Origin of the sequence: Paraglaciecola sp. 20A4, from assembly GCF_011378905.1 — a bacterium.
GTDB lineage: Bacteria > Pseudomonadota > Gammaproteobacteria > Enterobacterales > Alteromonadaceae > Paraglaciecola.
This window is the reverse complement of the sequence record NZ_WTPY01000036.1, coordinates 1-20,021: the sequence shown is the minus strand read 5'-3', so window position 1 is coordinate 20,021 and position 20,021 is coordinate 1. Positions and strand designations below refer to the sequence as shown.

At 40.4% G+C, this 20,021-nt stretch carries 14 protein-coding genes; 10 read left to right on the top strand and 4 right to left on the bottom strand.

Annotation, left to right across the window (positions count from 1 at the left end; translation table 11 throughout):
• Window positions 1-257: 257 nt before the first annotated feature.
• Window positions 258-3,620, bottom strand: coding sequence for a TonB-dependent receptor (locus GQS54_RS20640; RefSeq protein ID WP_166425810.1), 3,363 nt, complete (start codon window positions 3,618-3,620; stop codon window positions 258-260).
• Between the two features lie 288 nt (window positions 3,621-3,908).
• Here GQS54_RS20640 and GQS54_RS20635 point away from each other — a divergent pair, with 288 nt between their 5' ends.
• On the top strand, window positions 3,909-4,412 hold the full coding sequence (locus GQS54_RS20635) for an RNA polymerase sigma factor (RefSeq protein ID WP_346766595.1): 504 nt from the start codon (window positions 3,909-3,911) through the stop codon (window positions 4,410-4,412).
• Between the two features lies 1 nt (window position 4,413).
• Window positions 4,414-5,484, top strand: coding sequence for a FecR domain-containing protein (locus tag GQS54_RS20630; protein ID WP_166425809.1), 1,071 nt, complete (start codon window positions 4,414-4,416; stop codon window positions 5,482-5,484).
• A gap of 59 nt (window positions 5,485-5,543) precedes the next feature.
• Here GQS54_RS20630 and GQS54_RS20625 read toward each other — a convergent pair whose 3' ends face one another.
• Genes GQS54_RS20625 through GQS54_RS20615 form a run of 3 tightly spaced genes read right to left on the bottom strand, consistent with a single transcriptional unit; the run spans window position 5,544 to window position 8,746 of the window.
• Entirely contained in the window at window positions 5,544-6,215 is a 672-nt protein-coding gene (locus GQS54_RS20625) for a GntR family transcriptional regulator (RefSeq protein ID WP_166425808.1), read from the bottom strand.
• A gap of 25 nt (window positions 6,216-6,240) precedes the next feature.
• On the bottom strand, window positions 6,241-7,563 hold the full coding sequence (locus GQS54_RS20620; RefSeq protein ID WP_166425807.1) for an MFS transporter: 1,323 nt from the start codon (window positions 7,561-7,563) through the stop codon (window positions 6,241-6,243).
• 28 nt (window positions 7,564-7,591) lie between these two features.
• Entirely contained in the window at window positions 7,592-8,746 is a 1,155-nt protein-coding gene (locus tag GQS54_RS20615; RefSeq protein WP_166425806.1) for a mandelate racemase/muconate lactonizing enzyme family protein, read from the bottom strand.
• Window positions 8,747-8,934: 188 nt separating this feature from the next.
• Here GQS54_RS20615 and GQS54_RS20610 point away from each other — a divergent pair, with 188 nt between their 5' ends.
• The 8 genes from GQS54_RS20610 (at window position 8,935) to GQS54_RS20570 (ending at window position 19,713) form a co-directional block, all read left to right on the top strand.
• Window positions 8,935-10,728, top strand: coding sequence for an arylsulfatase (locus tag GQS54_RS20610; protein WP_166425805.1), 1,794 nt, complete (start codon window positions 8,935-8,937; stop codon window positions 10,726-10,728).
• Between the two features lie 30 nt (window positions 10,729-10,758).
• Complete coding sequence (locus GQS54_RS20605) at window positions 10,759-12,300, top strand: sulfatase-like hydrolase/transferase (protein WP_166425804.1); 1,542 nt, start codon at window positions 10,759-10,761, stop codon at window positions 12,298-12,300.
• Between the two features lie 1,484 nt (window positions 12,301-13,784).
• Window positions 13,785-14,825, top strand: a complete 1,041-nt coding sequence (locus tag GQS54_RS20600) for an AI-2E family transporter (protein ID WP_166425803.1) — start codon at window positions 13,785-13,787, stop codon at window positions 14,823-14,825.
• A gap of 69 nt (window positions 14,826-14,894) precedes the next feature.
• Window positions 14,895-15,419: a YetF domain-containing protein gene (locus tag GQS54_RS20595; RefSeq protein WP_166425802.1), complete on the top strand. Its 525-nt coding sequence runs from the start codon at window positions 14,895-14,897 to the stop codon at window positions 15,417-15,419.
• 754 nt (window positions 15,420-16,173) lie between these two features.
• Window positions 16,174-16,404, top strand: coding sequence for a hypothetical protein (locus GQS54_RS20590; protein ID WP_166425801.1), 231 nt, complete (start codon window positions 16,174-16,176; stop codon window positions 16,402-16,404).
• 385 nt (window positions 16,405-16,789) lie between these two features.
• On the top strand, window positions 16,790-16,966 hold the full coding sequence (locus tag GQS54_RS20585) for a hypothetical protein (protein ID WP_166425800.1): 177 nt from the start codon (window positions 16,790-16,792) through the stop codon (window positions 16,964-16,966).
• Between the two features lie 288 nt (window positions 16,967-17,254).
• The gene (locus GQS54_RS20575) at window positions 17,255-17,500 is read left to right on the top strand and encodes a hypothetical protein (protein ID WP_166425799.1); all 246 of its coding nucleotides are present in this window, start codon (window positions 17,255-17,257) and stop codon (window positions 17,498-17,500) included.
• A 938-nt stretch (window positions 17,501-18,438) separates the two neighbouring features.
• The gene (locus GQS54_RS20570) at window positions 18,439-19,713 is read left to right on the top strand and encodes a sugar phosphate isomerase/epimerase (protein WP_166425798.1); all 1,275 of its coding nucleotides are present in this window, start codon (window positions 18,439-18,441) and stop codon (window positions 19,711-19,713) included.
• Window positions 19,714-20,021 lie beyond the last annotated feature (308 nt).

Genomic DNA, 20,021 nt, shown 5'->3' with positions numbered 1-20,021 from the left:
CTTAGCGTGTCAGAAAGACCAAATCAGTGAGGATAGATTCTCCCATCTCTAAAGTCCCCGCCGTTAGGGTCCCAGTAAAGTCTTCAATTCCCTTATTATGGTATATATGGCTTTAGGAAGATCATGAAGGTTGATGTTTAGGTTGGTATGTAACGAATATTCATTAAGAAATAGGCTAAATTTAGCGAGACATTATAGAAAAAGCAGCTCCATAGAGAAAACAGCCCCCTCAGCAGAGGGAGCTGCAGAACCAACATCTAAAAACTTGCTCGTACCCCCGCCGCATATCTAGGGCCACTCGATTCTAAAGATAAAAACTGCGAATCATATCGACCGTGTTGTCTTGTAAATGAGTCCGTTAGATTTGTCCCCTCAATAAACACCTGTACGTCTTTGGTAATATTGTAAGCGACTCTCGCGTCTATCTGGTCATATTGCTCAGTAAACCAAGGTTCAACTCCCTGTAAGCGGGTGAAAAATTCTTCTCGATTGTTATATGCAATTCGCGCTTCAATTTTTGTGTCATCATAAAAAAGAACGATGTTCTGAGAGTTGCCCAATCCTGGCAGCGCTATGTTGTTATCAATGACGTTTACGTCAAATTCATCGTCAGCACTGACAAACGTTAAGTTGGCAGACACCCCAAAGTAGTTAAAGGGTGCAGGCAGCGAATCGAATGTATGTTGAAAACCAATTTCAAACCCGTCGACACTGGTTTTTTCAAGATTTCGAGGGCGCGTAATATCAAAGTAGATAGTGTTTCCGTCAATGTTAGTTCTATCTTCAGTGATGAGATCTAAACTATTGGGTTCTTTTAGCGTGATAGGCTCGCGCGCTTTACCACTGACGATAAAACCGTCTATATTCTTTCTAAAATAGCCGACGGTTAAATAGCTGCTCTCGCTGTAATACCATTCAACCGATGCATCATAGTTATTTGCTAGAAAAGGACTTAAATCAGGATTTCCCGCCGTGGCTTCTAAACTCGATAAACGGACTTGTTGAGGAAAGGCCGGCGCGGGGTTAAGCAAGGTCATATCAGGACGAGTAAGCGTTTTAGAATAAGCCATACGCATAACGAGTTCATCAGTTACGTCCAACTTTGCGTTAATACTGGGTAGCAATTTACTGTAATCAGCACTTGCGGTCACTTCTTCAGGCTCACCTAATGTACTGATCAATACGTCATCAACGCTGTCTGCAGGCGCTAAATCATCAAACACTCGGTTGGCCCCAGTAGAGTCAACTTTTGTGTTGGTGTAACGCAAACCAGCATTAATCGTTAACGGCATTGATGCCAATTCAAGTTCAAACATAGCGTTAACGTAGGCGGAAAAAATATCTTCTTTTACATTATAAGAACGCGAAGGATCGATAACCGCATCATAAGTTGGAAATGTTGCAGCCGAGGTGCCAGGCGCTAAACCGTTTAACTCGTCCCGTAGCGCTAATGTTTTTGGATCCGAGTAATAGGCTATGATTTCTTCTGGGTCGAATAAAACAGAGTCATTGGCAAAATCGCCATTCGCAGCACTCAAGAAGTCCTTACGATTTACCGAGGTAAATAAATCCGCTGGCAATGGCACACGGCCAAATTGATAAAACTGAGGGTCAGGTGAGCGCATGTTTATACGCGTTTTCTCTTGAGATGAGGCGATTGCGCCAAAATTCAGCTGAGTAAAAGCGTCAAAGTCAGGTTGCCATTTGAAATCAGCTTTTGCCTCTGATATATCATCCTCAAACGTGAAGCCTTCACGCTGAGTAAACCAGGAAGCCTGATCATTCACATCCGCCACGGTTAATGGATCGCCAAGCACATAATCGAACTGATTAACGTCACCATCACCGTTTAGATCAACCGTTGATGGCGTAAAATTAAAGTTGGTTTCAAGCGGAGCATCAGTACCTTGGCTATTATCAATCCGCTGTAATTTGTCACTGGAGCGAACCACCACATAGTAGTCTTTGCCGGCAGCTGGGTTTTCCGATTTTGACGTAGATAAATCAAAATTGGCAGTGAGTTCATCTGTTATAAACCACTCCAAGTTTGCGCCAATCTGGGTGGCTGACGCCGGACGATTTCGGGCCTGGAATATATTCATCGGGCCTTCGATCATGTCGTAGCGGGTCACAACATTGTTCTCGTCCGCAATCATGTTATGTAAATCATTTTTATTTCTGTGGGAAATTCTTGAAATGGCTTGCGTTTTAATATCAAAATCGGTGTACATCCCGTCGACCGTTAACTTCAAGTCATCAGTCATTACAAATTGGAATGTACCTGTGTAGCCCGTCCGCGTTCTGTCTTCTTCGGTGCGCATGAAGTTATGTTGTCTTTGGTATACATAATCACCTACCCCATTGCCCTGCCCGTCAGCGAAGCGCCATAGGTCATCCTCGCCAATAGCCCACGGGTCAAAGCGTTGTGAGTCTGGTGACCACGATGTAATCGAAGAATCTAATGTGGCTTTGCGTTCTTGGTGTGAAATAGACAGTAAAACACCCATTTTGTCATCCGCGAACGTATTGCTGATAAATCCAAACAGATTTGGCGTGACTTCATCCGACTTGTCCTCGTATGAACCTTTTGCGCTGACAACCGCTTTGAATTTACCGATATCTAATGGACGCTGTGTTTTTAGATTGATAGTGGAACCAATTCCTCCCTCTTGTAAGGCAACACTTGAGGTTTTAAAGACATCAACACTGCCAATTAGCTCAGCAGAGAGCAAATCAAAGTTGAATGCTCGTCCTTCAGCATCAGATGCCATGCGTCGCCCGTTGACTAATACCGTATTGAATTGAGGTCCAAATCCTCGCACGGTAATTTGTTGCCCTTCACCACCACTTCGATCTATCGACACGCCGGAAATACGTTGCAATGATTCCGCAACATTTGAGTCAGGAAATTTGCCTATGTCTTCAGCTACAATACTGTCCTGAATAAAATTGCTGTTCTTTTTGAAATCAGCAACGGCCGTTAAACTCTGCCTGATCCCGCTAACAGAGATAACTTCTACCTCCTCCGTGCTGTTTGTGGTCTTCTGATTACTTTCATTTGTTGCGACTTGTGCATTAGCAACTGAACTCAAAACAGCGAATACAGATGCAGCAATTTTACTCTTTTTATTATTAAACATGTTGTTTCTCTCAAGACTTGAATCTAAAAGAATAGATATCTTTCCCTTCTCATCCGAAATGACCTCAAGCTTTGTATCTTTAAGTAATAACTCCAACGCCTTGCTAGATGTGTACTTTCCGACTACCGAATTAGTTTCTACATTTTCAATGTTATTCACTGGAAACATAAAAGTGATATCCGCTTGTTCTGCAAATTGAATTAACGATGAGAAAGCCGTTTTCTTTGGAATATTGAAATCTAATCTCTTAGAACTTTCAGTTGATAACGCTTCATTAAAAAACGCCATTACTAAAAATAATAACGAGGTCACGACTCCGAATATTTTCCATTCAACCCGCGCATTTTTTGTCTGCGCTGGTATACAAGACGAACCAAGTTTGATTTTCCGCCACAAGGAAATTGAAGGTATCGCTTTAAAAAATAGTTGAACACGCTTCCAATACATATTAATTAATTGATTCAAAAGAATATATTTCATTAAAATACATACCACAACATTAAATATTATTTATATTAACATACGCTATCAAGTATATTAATATATGAATTAGAATGTAATATGAATGAATGATAATGATAATTTAAAGATTTCCCTATTACTCACATGCATGGAAAAACACCATGAATTAGCGGAAATTTTATGATCAATCGTCTTATACGTGGTGAAAGCGTAAAGGCATAACAATGTAAAGTGAGAACTGTTATTAATAAAAATAATACGTTTACAAAGTTGTACCTAGCCTCTAGGGATGGCTTAAGCCGATTGGTGGCCACTATTGTACCTCCTCACGAAATCGAAGATGTCGTTCAGGAAACGTATGTGCGCATTTGCCAAGCAAAAAATACCGAGAAGATACTCTCGAAAAAGTCGTTCATGTATACAACGGCAAAGAATCTGGCATTAGATTATCAAAAAAAAGCGGCTACAAAATTACTCGATGATAAAGTTGAGTGGAGTGAGCGAGAGTCGTTTATTGATGATGAGAACTATGACCGCGTTCTAAACGACGTAATAGCGAATGATGAATTTTCAACTTTTTGCGAAGCGGTAAGACAACTTCCCACACAATGTCGAAAAGTCTTCGTGCTTAAAAAAGTGTATGGCTATACTCAAAAAGAAATCGCTAAGGACATGGGGCTCAGTGAAAGCACGGTTGAGAAGCATATTTCCGCCGGTTTGAAGAGATGTATTCAACTCGCAGAGCGCGATAATCTAACCCCCAAAAATAGCAACGTGATTAGGTCGAAGAAGAGAGGAATTTTAGATTAGCATGAGCAATATACATATCCTTAAAACGCAACACCTAAGCAGTGAACAGGCCCTTGATAAAGCCTGTGATTTGATTGCTAAAATTGACCGAGGGTTGTCTGAGTCAGAAAATGCAGACTTCCAAGAATGGCTACATGCGCAACCTAATAACTTACATTACGTGCTCAAAGCCGCTAAAATGTGGGACAAAATGGATGACTTGGAACGCTTAGCTGACATATTTCCAAAAAACCAAGTTAACAAAAGAAAAACACCTATTTTATGGGGTTCACTTGCCGCGTCTCTACTGCTAATGCTGACCCTTTCATTATACTATTTCAGTGGAAATGTTCTTCATCAAAATGATCTGGTTCAAGCTCGTCCTATGGAGTCTATCTACCAAACTAACGTCGGAGAAATCGATACCATTACACTACCAGACGGTAGTGTGCTAGCCCTAAATACCGACACGATTGTAGGCATGAAATACTCTGACAATTTTAGGATGCTGGAACTTATAAAAGGTGAGATTAATATCAATGTCGCTCACGATACATCGAGGCCTCTTAGTGTTTTAGTGAATGGAAAAGTCATTCAGGCTGTGGGTACAGTTTTTAATGTTGAAGTCAGAAAAAATTATACCGAGTTGATTGTAACGGATGGTAAAGTGCTAGTTGAGGAAAAGTCTACTAATCAATTTAAATCTGATATCTTGAATAAAATAATAAGCTTACCCGTGACATCTTTAGCTATTTCCAAGGGTGAAAAAATTGATTTAGTGCAAAATAAAAACAAAGAATCAATCAAAAATGTTATTAAATTATCATCAGAAGATATTACTTCATCTCTATCTTGGAAAGAGAAAAAGTTAATATTTCGCGGTGAAAAACTATCCCACGTAATCGCTGAAATTAATCGTTATACCCACACTAAACTTTCATTAGAAAACAATGAAAAATTAAAAAACATAAACGTTATTGGTGTATTCAAAACCGGCGAACTAACAGATTTACTTGTTCAGTTTGAGAAAAATTTAAAAATCAAAAACACTAAAAAGAATAAAAATGAAATAACGCTATATTTAGCCAGTTAAATTAAATTGATTAATTTAATTCTCTTTATCCTCCAATACTAAATATGCGCTCTATAAAACTAACGCATCTTATTACTCAAAAGATATTTGGTCCAATATTTTCCGCTATTACCAATATGTTCATTCATTATATCTAAAACTACCTTTACATCTCTATTCTCTAAGCCACAAATAATACGTTTATGTTCTTCAATACTCTGTTTTATTCGTGACGTATTTAGCCTTACATTTGATTGCATCGCCAATAAGATAAGTCGATTTCGGCGCCAAAGATCAACGGCTTTTTGATTGTAGTGATTTTTTACCGTTAACCAATGAAACTGGGTATCTAATGATCGATACTCTTTATCGGTAGCCGTTTCCATTTCATTGAGCAATCTTCCCATCTCAAGTCTATCTTCATCCGTATGCTCTTCAACAAACCAGGTCATTAGATAGGGTTCAAGCAATTGCAATATTTCGAAAACATCCCTCAGGGTATTGTATTCAAACAATGCAACCCTAGCACCACTGTTCGGTTCTACGGTAACAAAGCCCTCACCTTGGAGTTGCTTTAGCGCTTCTCTTACAGGGTTGATACTCGTCTGATACTTTTCGGCGAGCTTAGTTGAAATTAATCGATCACCACTATGAAAAACAGCATTCGCAATATCATTTAAAATATATGCATAAATCGTACTTTTCTCACTAATAAGTGGAGATACCAATGGTGATTCTTTTGATTCAAGCATCTTATGTAAACCGCTTCCAATTACGTTATTTTTCAGTTTGAATTTGTTCCACTTTACCAACCAGAAACAGATATGAACAGCAGCCAATCAAGGCCAATGAAGCAATAAATATCAAGGCAGGCTTAAAGTCCCCGTCCTTAACTAACCAACCAATAACTATCGGTACAATGACCGCTGACAATCCGCCAATGAAGTTAAAACATCCACCGACAAGACCGACCAACTGCTTTGGAGAAATAAGCGAGACAAACACCCATGCAATAGAAGATAAACCATTCCCGAAAAAAGCAATCGACAGGAAGGTGATAATCCAAAATGTATCATCTGTGTAATTAGCACCGACAATGCTCATAGTAAGCATCAGTCCGATAATGATAGGCGCTTTGCGCGCGACCTCTTTGGACACGCCTTTTCGTACCAGAAAATCAGAGGCGAACCCCGACACGAGTACACCAAAAAAAGCAGCTAAAAATGGGACAGATGCAAGAAACCCCGACTTAATAAAATCTAGCCCTCGATACTCGACAAGATAAGTTGGAAACCACGTTAAGAAAAACATTAAGGTTCCGCCAAGACAGAATTGTCCGATGTATATCCCCCATAATTTTTTATGGCCAAAGGCTAATTTCAAGTTCGCGGCATCAAACTTAATCTTGTTATCTTTTGCATGGGGTTCATTTACCCCTGGCTCAACGGTTAACAGCGCCAATTCCTGCTGGCTGATCGTTGGATGATCCTTAGGGTCACGGTAGAAAATGTACCAAATTACGGCCCATAAAATGCCAATTATGCCTGAAATAATAAACAGTCCACGCCAGCCAAAATAGTTTTGTATCACAGCCAATAAAGGCATTAAAAAAGCCAAACCGATGAATTGCCCTGATGTGTACACCGCGATTGCTGATGCCCTCTCGCTTTCAGGAAACCATGAAGTAATAATTTTGTTGTTACACGGATAAGAAGGCGCTTCAAATACACCAATCGCCATTCTGCAGCCAATTAGAGCCGTAAAAGACGAAATAACACCTTGAACCAATGTCGCTAGGGACCATGCGATTAAAATAAACGGATATAGTATCCGTGTCTTAACGATATCCACCGCAATTCCACCCGGGATCTGCAAGATAGAATACGTCCAACCGAATGCGGAAAAGACCAGCCCCATTTGTACCGAGGTCAGTGATAGCTCCTCGGACAAAGCCGATGCCGCAACTGATATATTAGTGCGATCCATGTAATTAATTACAACGGTTATAAATATTAACAGCAGCATGTTAAAACGTTTGCGCGTTTTACCCTGTGCTGTTTTTTCATTACCTGTAACCGCAATGCTTACTTGATTTGCCATAATCTTTATCCTAAGCCTTTTTTGATCATTACCAGTTAGTGTAAGAACCGTCTTTTTTATGTAGACGCGGTGCTTCCCAATATTTGAAAGGTAAATTGCGTATTAAGTCTTCATTTACATCCACACCTAAGCCCGGTGCGCTATTCACCTTTAACGTATTTTCGAGCACCGTCGGACGATTAAGAAAATACTTGTCATAGTCTTCCATTGAACCGTCATAAGGGGGATGTTCTAGCCACGCAAGATTATTAATCGCGGCGCAAAAATGAACTGAAGCTGCCGTGCAAAGTGGGCTTAAAGGATTGTGCGGCATCATATCGATATAATTTAACTCACACAGAGCGGCAATTTTCATTGACTCTGTTAATCCTCCAGCGTTACAAATATCCACCCGACCAAAATTGGTTAATGCATTCTGAGTAAAAGGAGCGAAATCCCACTTGCTGGTAAACTCCTCTCCTATAGCAAAGGGCGTATCTATCATTTGCCTAAGCGATTGATATGCCGCCGGTGACTCATCCCTAATAGGCTCTTCTATAAAATCCAAAGTGCCTCTGGGCATTCTATTGATAAAAGAAACCGTTTCTGGCACGGATAATCGATGGTGATAATCTATCCCTAATGTCACTTCTGGTCCTAATTCCTGACGAGCTATTGTCATCCACTTTGCTACTGATGAGATGGACTCTCTGGGCTCAAAAGTAGATGCTGACTCAGGGTTACCATGCTCCCCCGTTGTGGCTCTAAGCACTTGCCAACCTTGTGACTTCAAATTAACTAAATCATCAACCAACGCCTGTCCCATTGGTTTCACACTGGTAGCAAACAAAGGAATTGCGTTTCTTTGTTTCCCCCCAAGCAATTGATAAACCGGTATATCCAAAGATTTAGCCACCAGATCATGCAATGCAATATCAATTGCGGCGATTGCAGCAGCAAGCACTCTGCCACCTTCAAAATACTGGCTTCGATACATCTCTTGCCATAAAGCACCAATCTGACAAGGGTCTTTTCCTATAAGAAATTGTTTGAAATGTTCGACAGCTCCGATTACGGCTTTTTCGCGGCCCGACAATCCTGACTCGCCCCAACCATAGAAGCCGCTGTCAGTTTCGACTTTAACTAAGCAGATATTTCGAAAGCCAGCCCAAAAGCCGTACGCTTTAACATTAATAATTTTCATTATACGTACCCAAAACAACAATTTTATTAACAGATTTTACATAGGATAAACATATTAATGTGGAATTGCATTAAAATAATGTGTAATCTTTAAAAACACATTATTTTTAACTTCATATGATGTTTATCGATAAGTCGTTAGTTAAAAATGCTCATGTAACATTTAGCTAATATAAGAAGGTGGGTAAGATGAAAGTAATTTGGACAAGTTCATGTGCGCTGCAACTGCTCGTTGTCGCATTAATACTTATTGTTCCTAAGGTTTATGCTGACGAGCGTCCCAATATCGTCATTATGATGACGGATGACCAAGGTTATGGTGATATTGGTAGCCATAACAATCCCTATCTCAAAACACCTAACATCGAAAGGATCGCAGCCGAAGGGTTAGAGATGACGCATTTGATCACCTATCCAAATTGCTCGGCCACGCGAGCGGGTTTAATGACAGGCCGCTACCCATATCGAACAGGTGTAACCGCAGTGACTCAGGTTGATCACTTTATGCGTGGCGAAGAAACGACAATCGCCGAAGTGCTAAGTAAAGCGGGTTATAGAACGGGTATCTTTGGCAAATGGCATTTGGGTGATAATCATCCAATGCGCGCAACTGACCAAGGGTTTCAAGAAGCCGTAGTAAATAAAGGCGGTGGTATCGGCCAAGCGGCTGGGCCCGCAGGTAATACTTACTTTGATCCCGTTCTTGAACATAATAATGTTTCTGAGAAATATAAAGGTTATAGCGACGATATCTTCACTGATGCGGCAATCGATTTTATCGAACAGAAAAGCGATAAACCATTCTTAACATACTTAGCCACCAACCTTCCCCACCTACCGTTACAAGTACCGGACAAACTAGCTGAACCATTTCGCAAAATGGGTCTGCATGAAGACAACGCACTTGTGTATGGAATGATCACCAGTATTGACTACAACGTCGGCCGTGTTCTAGACAAACTAAAAGAACTTGGTATTGAGAAAAATACCATCGTTATATTTATGTCAGATAACGGTCCACGTCAGCGCCGCACTAAAAATGACTCAATTCCAGATCGTTGGATGGCAAAGCTAAGAGGCACCAAAACCAGTGTTTATGATGCCGGTATACGCGTTCCTTTTTATGTGAAATGGCCAGGTAAGATTGCACCTCATACCCTTACCTCAGAAATGGGCACGGTTATGGATTTATTTCCAACTCTGCTTGATGCAGCGAAAATACAACCCTTAAAAAATATCCACATCGATGGCCAAAGCCTGTTACCGCTGTGGACAGAAAATGACAACCAAGGTCTTGAGGATCGAGACTTTTTTGTCCAGTTACATTATGGCCCAACGCCCTTTAAATATATGCACTTCACCTTAAGAACGCCAAAGTACAAACTGGTTAGCCCTCATCCTTTTCCACACGGTATAGTTCATCAACCAACCGACTTCGTACTTGAAAACGTACTCAAGAACTTAGAGTTATATGACGTACAAAAAGATCCAAGTGAACGTATTAATATTGCCAAGCAGCACCCAGAAATAGTAGACGCCATGCTTTTACGTTACGAGAATTGGTTTGATGAAGTTACCGAAGAACGCGCTGCGGCAGGAATAGAACGCATTTCACTGGGCAATCCAGCCGAACCATCGGTGCACTTGTCTAGGTTTGACTGGGGTGGGCCAAGAGTTATCTCGCGATTTGACTATGGTGGCCCAAGAGTGATTGAAGATAATCAATTAGGCTACTGGCGCGTGCACTCATTCAAGGGTCATTATCAAGTAACTTACGATCTGCCTGATGTATCAGACAATGCCATAGCTTACCTAAAATATGGCACCGTTTATCTATCGAAAAATCTGACTAAAGGCCAAAAGACGGTGACATTTAATGATGTTAACTTGCCCGCTGGCGATGGTAATTTTCATGCTTATATCAGAGATAAAAGACTGCCCGTAGGCCCATACTTTGTTGAAATAAAAAGATTGGATTTTTAGTTTAGAGTCAGAAACTGAGTGGAGCATAAGATGAAAATATTAAGATTAATTGAACATTCCTTCATCATAATAGGAGCAGTGTCACTGCTGGCTTGTACAACAAGCGTGTCTGTTGCTAAAGAGCCAACCAAAGGCGTAACCAAAAAACCCAATGTGCTTATTCTGATGTTTGATGATATGCGCTTCGACACATTCTCCTATCGCGGCGGTCCAGTAAGTACACCGAATATCGATGAGTTAGCCAGTCAGTCGACGAGATTTGATTATGCGATGTCTACAACCGGTTTATGCTCACCTTCACGAGCGGCTTTCTTTACTGGTCGTTGGGGGCATAAAACCGGCTTGGATGATAACGTCGAGCTATATCACTCAAGAGTTGAAAGCTTATCCTTAAATGAAGGTGGATTGATAAAACGTGCTGCAGATTCGGGCTACATGGTAGGTTACGTTGGGAAATGGCATATTGGCGCAAAGGGGCCACGCTTGAGGGGCGCTGAATTCGTCACCGGAAAATCTGAAACCGTGCCGCGTCAATTGAAACCCCGAGTGCCCCGTGACCGTCAACAAGGTATCGATCACTACCATGCGGGAGGATTAGACGAGAACAACGAAAAACATCAATACTATCAAACACTCGACGGGACGTATGAAGACACCCATGCGGCGGAAAAAGTCCGCGATGGCCAACAACTTCTGCGTGCAGCAGCTAAAGATGCGCGGCCATTTTTTGGCGTAATTAGCTTTAACCAACCTCACCCCGCCTATCGTGTCCCTGAGCCATATGCCAGTATGTTTGATCCTGACAAAATCAAGTTACCCGGTAATTTCAATTCAAAACGCGTAAACAAACCGATGGCCCAAGATGGTATTTGGTGGCCATGGCATAACGTCGATCATATGTCCGAAGCTGACTGGCGTAAATCACGAGCATACTACTATGGCGCTATGGCAATGGTAGACCACGCTGTGGGGGAGATAATTAATACAGCAAAAGAAGTGGGTATGTACGACGATCTACACATCGTTTTCGTTGGTGATCAAGGCAGTATGATTGGTGAGCATGGCCTTTATGACAAAGGTCCCTATGCATATGATGAATTGATGCGTATTCCATTACTTATTCGAGATCCCAGTGTGAGCCCCCGGATTATCAACCGCCATGTTTCAATGATTGATGTAGCGCCTACATTAGCGCAATGGATGTCACTTCCGGATGATGGTGATGTTGACGGGCATTCATTAGTACCTTTGATGGAACAAGGGGATTCAGCGATCACAGACGAACAAGATTTTTCACTATATGCATATGAATGGTACAACGGTGCTTGGTTTGGCATAAGAGCAATCAGAGACAAAGACTTTAAATTCGTTTGGTATCCAAGTGACGATACTGATGAGCTATATAATCTAAAAGATGACCCGTTAGAAATGACTAATTTAGCGAAGGATCCTAACTATCGTAAAGTAGCACTGCGGATGGCCAACCGACTAGAGGAAGAGCTCATCCGAATCAAGGATCCCTCTTCTGAAAAACTTAATTTTCAAAAACAAACGTACATGGAGTTGAATTAGACTTAATCTTGACCCTAAACAAGTCAAAAGGATTGAGTACGACAGCAGGGACGCTGGTATCTGTAAGCATAGGATTGAGAATTTTGAAATACCCTGCAGGTTTTCACGGGATAAGATGGAATTTTTCAGAGCTGTGGAACAAAAGGTTAAGCTCTACACGAGTTTACGAGCCTGCATAGAGCATTTATTACTTAAAAATTTACAATAAAGTGACGTGGTGAACTACGCTCACCACGTCACATTCTGTATTGTTTCGTGCTAGCCACTTTTACGTAGTCAAAGTGCTTAAAGGTTTCTTTGATTACGTCTTTTGGGTCGCTACTTTTATAGTGAACACTAATAATGCCGCGTGCAGCTAAAGCTGTAACTAATGGACTTCTAGCCACTACCCCAAATATCTCCTGTTGCAACGACTCAAACAGCATCAAGGCCTGCAACAATGTCTGCCAGACACCGCCCGATGAAGCTAGCAACTCCTTCTGGTAATTGAGAATGCTCTGCCAAGGTAAAACTATCTGTCGAAATTGACTCGTTATCCAGTAACGCAATATTTGCGTTACTGAATCCTTTTTTGTTCAAGCATCGTTATGGCTGCGCTCGCTTGGGCGGTTTTTTGAATAATATTGTAATCACATTACTCATCGTTAACTCCTTTGGTTATGGCGTTATTGCTCTTGACTCACATCTGGAGACAACAACCTTTGAGCTAAAAATTTAGGTACTATCATATCTGGTCCGAGTGGACGATATCTAAGGCCGAAACGAACTTTTATCAGAACTGCCGCTTTCGCTTGTGGGAATAAATTACCTGTACCATATGCTAAAGCGTGTAAAAAAGTGCTCACAACCATTGGTTGTTATGATGCTGCATATTTTTAATGAAGTGTGCTTAACGGAATATTAGGCACTTCACCAATAACAGTACATTCATATGTTATGACATGGTCAGTATTGATTGGACAACCCGGTTAATCTACTTTTTGTAATGTAGCCATCAGATGCTCATAGTGATTGAGGCTTTGTTACTCAAGATATGAGTACAATCTCTGGCTGTTATAAAATATTGAGATGATCTGTTGCGCTTAATATCGAGTTTAGTAATTTTGCCATCTTACTCGCTCCTGTTTCATGCTCTTTGGTTGAGCGAGTAATTGGATTGGGATTTACTTCCAAACTGCCGATGGTTTTAGCCCGTGTATGTTGCTACTCCAGTACTAAACTGATCGCATCTAACTTAAATTCTTTCGAGCGTTTTTTCCTGCATTTATAGCGAATTACGGTTTTGAGAATTATCTATAAATTAGAGTGACCGGATCAGTTAGCGTACTTCAATATAATTCAATTTATTTTCAATTTGGCTTAGTCTTTGCTAATTAGGCTTTATATCGGCAACTTTATTTCGGTAAAAAATCACGCTCATGCGTCACTTAGCAGTCATGTGATTTTTGATTGAGATAACATATTTTTAGTCATTGGGAGCCTAAATGAATTCTAAGTTAGTCGCAAAGCGTACACTTGTACAGGTTGTTACGATTGTTGCAGTAGTTCTATTTACGTGGTTGATAATAGAAAACAGCAAAGTTTTCCTTATTGCTTTTGGGGGAATATTGATTGCTATCATGTTTTCCGGCTCAGCTCGGTGGCTAGCGAAAAAGACAAATATCACAACTAAAATATGGCTTCCTATTTCCATGCTTGCTCCTGTATTGCTGTTAGGACTTTTAATGACCTACGCCGCTCCCAAAATATCAACTCAGGCGAATGAATTGGTCGACAGAATGCCTGAAGCATTAGAGTACGTTAGAGGACAATTCACAGAATTCAGTTCAATCGGAAAGTTTAGCGATAATTTAGATAAAATTACTGATTATGATCCAAAGATGAGTACCGTTATGAACGCTGTCTCTGGCTTATTATCATCAACGATAAACGGCTTAGGCAACTTTGTCTTTGCTATCATTCTGGCGATATTTTTATCTATAAATCCTAAATGGTATGTCGATGGAAGCCTTAATTTAGTCCCTCCACAGTATCAAAATAAAGCGCGTGATCTACTAATGTGCTGTGAGACAGCTCTAGCCAATTGGCTACTTGCTAAATTAGCATCAATGATAATGGTTGGTCTGTTTACAACTATTGGCTTATGGGCTTTGGGGATAGATTTAGCGTTAATACTTGGGATTATCGCGGCTCTTTTGTCTTTCATTCCCAACCTAGGGCCGCTATTAGCATTTATTCCCGCAGCCTTGGTGAGCATTCTTACCGGTGTCGATACATTGCTATATGTATCAATTCTGTATGCAGGAATACAGATTGTAGAAAGTTACATTCTGACACCAATACTTCAAGCTGAGATTGCAAGCTTACCCCCCGCTTTGGTTCTGTTGGTTCAAGTGTTGTTAGCGAGTATGGTGGGTATGGCAGGCGTATTATTAGCTGCTCCGCTTACCGTTTTAGTCATTGTTGTTACAAACCAACTTTACGTAAAACGCCTTCAAGGTTATACAGAGCAAGGTAATAGTTAGCATATTACAATTAAATTCTTGAAAGCCAAATTTGCATAACATAAACCGCACGTAATTAAGGAGGTAGCCATGTTTGTTAACGACCCATTAGTGGACCTATTCGTGCGAGCAATGTCGTTAACGGCGATTGCCATGTTCTGGGTCGTATTACTTGTGCGAGTAAATGGTTTGAGATCGTTATCTAAAATGACTAATTTTGATTTTATTATGACAATCGCTATTGGGTCTTTACTGGCAGGAGCAAGCCAGTCAACCGACTGGAGCAGTTTTATGCAGACAATATTATCTATGGCGATGCTCTTCATCGTCCAATATACCACTGCAACTATCCGCAAAAAATCCACAACGTTTGAGTCTATAATGCAAAATAAGCCTGCTTTACTTATGCAAGATGGGGTAATCTTACATGATGCATTGAAAGCCACTCGTGTGGCCGAGAGTGACCTCATTGCCAAGCTTCGCGAAGCAAACGTTTTGGACTTTGCACAAGTCCGTGCTGTCGTACTTGAAACCACTGGCGACATTTCTGTCATCCATGGTGACAGCTGCTCTGATGAATTATTGCAAGGTGTTAGAATGGTGAATGAAAAGTAGCCAATCCAAACGCTATTTGTTTGCTAACGTAAATGGTTATTAACCCAATACTCTTCAATGGCCTTTTCCGCTGCGGCACTTAACACATCTCTATTAAGCGCTTCCAAGTAATCTATAGTTGCTTAAGCTAATTCCCTATCGACTATTGCAGTTGCTGTTGCTGTTGCTACCAAGTTCAAAGCATCATCCAATGCCTCGCCCGCTTCGCAATAGCGCACGTGATAAGGTGTGGTTTTATCTACTGAATTCCTTAGTTGATCGTATGCCGCTAAAGTCGCATGCCTCATCGCTTGAAGGATTTGATAGCGTTTATCATTTACTTTTTGACCCTACTGACTTTTTTAACGATAAGTCTGCTATCAATAGGCCAAATTAGCATGACCCCACCATCGTTAATGCTTGTAACAGCCTTTGCTTTCTCAACTTGATGGAATTGTTGGAATTGTTGGAATTGATAAAATAGTGCATTAATTTATCGTACGGATTGCCTTTAGGTTCATGTATTGAGCCCTTAACAATAATTGCCATTTCATTCACTTTAAGTTTTCTGATGTGCACACCTATATCTCTTACTTTAACGAAATAAGCCCAATCAACAATAGGCTTTCAGCTTGTTCACTGATTTGCTCTTGTCATCACAATAAATAAGATACAAAGCACATTACGCTGAGTTACATAATTGCCCCCTGATGCCTAAGTGGCATACAGCTTGCGTTGTAAATACAGCAAATTCAATAAAACCTAGGAGAACTTTATGAGCAATCAATTCGATAAAAATAGTATTTCAGAAACACTTTCAGGCACCATAAGCGAAACGGAAAAACGCAAGTTATACAAAGCGGTTTCTGACCAGCGCCAGAAAGCTGTGAGTACGCTAACTGGGGTAAGAACCTACGTTAAAGCCAATCCTATCAAAGCCACTGGGCTAGCAGTATTAGGGGGATTATTAATTACCTCTATTTTAAGAAGTAAATCACACCACTAATATTCGTTCAACCAGTGCAGTGGTGCGCCTATGGCACTCATAGCCCGTATCGCTGCACTCTCGCAAACGCGTCTTTATCTGCGTCACTTTGCTCATTTAATTCATATCGTAAGACGCAGAGCTCCTACTAAGTAAAACTATCCCTAAAAAGTTCGCTGTAGGTACAAACGTGTAATTTTTTCCTCATTATTAAGTATTATTGACAAAACATTTTCCAAACCTATTTACTCAATATTTATCTGCGGTGGTGATAAGCGGCTAAAATATTTATCCCATGGTGTATTCACTACAAAACAACTCATTTGGCACATCTATTGCTGATTTTAAATCGATATACAACACATACGAACAGTTTTAGACCTAAGAATATAAAAGGAGATGCAAAGTGAAAACATTCCAAGATAGATATAATCTTCACGTTGATATTGATTCCATCGAAAATTATGTGGATGGCACATTTCGTAAACTCAATCGTACTACCCGCTCATTGCATAAACCGATACTCACCCATCGTAGAGAAAAATGGCAAGATCGTAACTCAGAGCGAAAATCGCTCCATTAATCACTTTTTAATTAATTCTATTCACCTACAAAAATTTGTGTTTGAAGGAGTGTTTAATAATGAAAAACAACCAAATTACGATGCAAAATCCCAGAAGCCAGTATCAAATTAGCGATACCGAAAAAGACAGCCAGCAACCTGACTTCAGCTTAGACGAAATAGTAACTTAAACCGGCTTCTGTAATTATTTATAGTCTCTGCTTTCACTTTTCTTGATTGCTCAAGAAGAGACATGCCCAGTGGGTCTCAAGTGAGTAAAAGCACACTGTCCCACTCGGATCAAATTCGTTGAGCTTTATCAATTCTAGTTTTTATCATTTGATGTTGAGCAGAGGCGATAGTTTAGATAAAACATTTGCTGACGAAGGCGCTAATGGTGGTGTAGCCATAACAGGTCACTGGGTATACACACACGTTAATGCGCCAAGCACAATTACACTATTTACTTTGGGGTTGATCACGATGGTGTTAGTGCGAAAACTATCTAACCGCAGACTTATCATTACTATCTTTGGGCATATAAGACAGTCATAGTATGTTGTGTTCAGGTTAAATGAAATCAGACACCTTAATAAGAAACAATTAATCGTAAAATATTGAGGTGTTAACATGACGCAGAAACGTAGTTATAAGCAGTACCAAAGGGACTCAAAGAAGAGGCAGTCGCGCTGGTATCAGAGCAAGGCTATTAAGTCCTTGAAGCAGGGAAGTCATTAGATATGTCCGGCTAACATGCTCTACCGCTGGAAAGAGCTCCATGAGCTGCAAGTTCAGGGCAAAGAAAATAAACAATTGCGCGTGGAGAAAGAGATTTTAAAAAAGGCCAATGCCTCTTCGCAAAAAAATGAAGTGAAATTTCATTTATAAAGACACAATATGCGCATCATCCGGTGCGCATATTGTGTCGTGTGATGAGGGTAGTACGTCAGCTTTTTACACTTGAGGTGCTCGGCCTGGTCAGTTCATAACCGCAGACAAGGTATCTCTTTTTCGTCAGGCCAAAACTCTGCTCAAAACGAGTCGAGATAGTTTAGGAAGCCGAGGGTTAACTAAAAATCTGAACAAAACGGATTATAACCCAGTCGATTTCGCACCATCAAACTGATTAAAAAATTGAAGCTAAAGGTGAAACAACGCACAACCTTTAGGGTCACAACCTCCCCCGGGAAACAGCTATATATGTTCAGGAATTGGTGCATTTTCCTTGCAAGGTGAGTTCATTTAGATATGCTTGATACAACTGATTGAAATGGGCCTTATAATAAATGTTTATTACAACACCGTTTAATTCATCTGCCACATTGCTGGGGCTAAAAGTACAGACACTCTTCCATTAGCCACTCGGCGGGCTCATTCAACAAGTCAATAAGAGCAAGACAAAAGCAGTTAAAACGTGCTCCTGTGTCGTTTACATTAGTCAATGAATTTAACCTTTTAGCAAGACGATACAAAATCGACAATAGGTCAGAAACATGAAATTTATCACTTCAATAGTATTAACTTTTCTTTTTAACCAAAACCTCTTGGCGCAAGATTCAATTGAATCCCAAGCTGACCGCTTGCATCAATATGCAGGGCATTGGGTTAGTAGCGACCATGCGGACACCGAAAACTTTGGTAAATTTCCAGCGATTAAAATGACTAATATTTCAACAATAGATAATCAATCTATGCAAGTTGAAGTGCTTCAATACCAAAATGGAAGATATCAAACTTTGCTAACGGAGCTTATTGGTTATGATTCTAGAAGTGACAAGATTATCGCGTTAGGCCAAAACCAAGAAGGGGTTATTTTCAAAGGAACCGGACGTTTTTCATCAGAGAAAATATGGAAAATGCAAGATACGGATATGCTAGGTAATTTTTATTTGAGCGTCGAATTTAACTTTCAAAGTCCTACAAACGTTTTACTTGAAGGGTTTGACAAATCGGGGGAGAGCCTCTGGAAAACCCGTTATATAAAATCTAATCCGAAGGATAAAAATATAGGTATCCAATTAATTTCCGTTCATCAAAAAATGCTGAAAGACCCAGTAGGCACCCTACGTGAATTAGGCCGAATGGGTTATAGCTATGTGGAAACGTTTGTTTATAACGATGGTACTTTTTATGGGATGTCACCAACGGAATTTCGTACCGTAGTTGAAGCCAGCGGAATGCAATTTTTAGGATCCATGACATTTCATGATCTTCCTGACACTGATGATTGGGAAAAAAACCTAAAATGGTGGTCAAAGACGGTCGATGATCATCAGGAAGCAGGCGTAAAATATTTAACAATATCCAATAATCAACTCAAATCCGTAAAAACCAAAGCAGAACTAAAACGCTATAGTGACTATTACAACGCGATAGGTAAACTATGCCGCGAGAAGGGTATTACATTCGCGTTTCATAATCACGCCGATGAATTTAGGCTGGTAGAAGGCACACGTATTTATGATTATTTTTTAGAAAATACTCAACCTAGATACGTTTACTTTCAAGCAGATATTTATTGGATGGAAGTTGGAGGCGTAAAACCCGCAGAGTATTTAAAAAAGCATCCAAACCGATTTTTAAGTTGGCACATCAAGGATCACAAGGAATTAGGAGCGAGCGGAAAGATTGACTGGATGGCGTTATTTCATCACGCCAAATTTAAAGTTCCTAAATATACGGTCGTAGAGGTGGAAGATTACTCCTACCCGCCGATGTACAGCGTACAGTTGGCATGGGAATATTTATATAATAGGGTTTTAGATTAGACTTATCTATACTGAGCTTGCCAGAAAGTTATAAACCTAAATCGAAGCATTCTTAGCACATCCAGTATACGGTTCGTACTATCGAAATGTACGAGCATTTCTCACATCGTAAGCGGCTTATTTTCGTTTTACTGATTTCTGGCAAAATCGATTTTCCAATCTTCTATGAGTTAATACACTAGCCTCTCTCGAAAAGTGTCCGTTCAATAGATGCTCATTACCGTTAGCATGACAGTAACTGTCTTGTAAAAGACGTCTAGCCTAACTTAACATTCCATGGCAGCACCGATTCAATATCAGGTTCAGGC

Excerpts from the sequence above, each read along its gene's own strand:
- GQS54_RS20640 (WP_166425810.1), bottom strand. The coding sequence starts at position 3,620 with ATGAAATATATTCTTTTGAATCAATTAATTAATATGTATTGGAAGCGT.
- GQS54_RS20630 (WP_166425809.1), top strand. The coding sequence starts at position 4,414 with ATGAGCAATATACATATCCTTAAAACGCAACACCTAAGCAGTGAACAG.
- GQS54_RS20625 (WP_166425808.1), bottom strand. The coding sequence starts at position 6,215 with ATGCTTGAATCAAAAGAATCACCATTGGTATCTCCACTTATTAGTGAG.
- GQS54_RS20620 (WP_166425807.1), bottom strand. The coding sequence starts at position 7,563 with ATGGCAAATCAAGTAAGCATTGCGGTTACAGGTAATGAAAAAACAGCA.
- GQS54_RS20615 (WP_166425806.1), bottom strand. The coding sequence starts at position 8,746 with ATGAAAATTATTAATGTTAAAGCGTACGGCTTTTGGGCTGGCTTTCGA.
- GQS54_RS20610 (WP_166425805.1), top strand. The coding sequence starts at position 8,935 with ATGAAAGTAATTTGGACAAGTTCATGTGCGCTGCAACTGCTCGTTGTC.
- GQS54_RS20605 (WP_166425804.1), top strand. The coding sequence starts at position 10,759 with ATGAAAATATTAAGATTAATTGAACATTCCTTCATCATAATAGGAGCA.
- GQS54_RS20600 (WP_166425803.1), top strand. The coding sequence starts at position 13,785 with ATGAATTCTAAGTTAGTCGCAAAGCGTACACTTGTACAGGTTGTTACG.
- GQS54_RS20595 (WP_166425802.1), top strand. The coding sequence starts at position 14,895 with ATGTTTGTTAACGACCCATTAGTGGACCTATTCGTGCGAGCAATGTCG.
- GQS54_RS20590 (WP_166425801.1), top strand. The coding sequence starts at position 16,174 with ATGAGCAATCAATTCGATAAAAATAGTATTTCAGAAACACTTTCAGGC.
- GQS54_RS20570 (WP_166425798.1), top strand. The coding sequence starts at position 18,439 with ATGAAATTTATCACTTCAATAGTATTAACTTTTCTTTTTAACCAAAAC.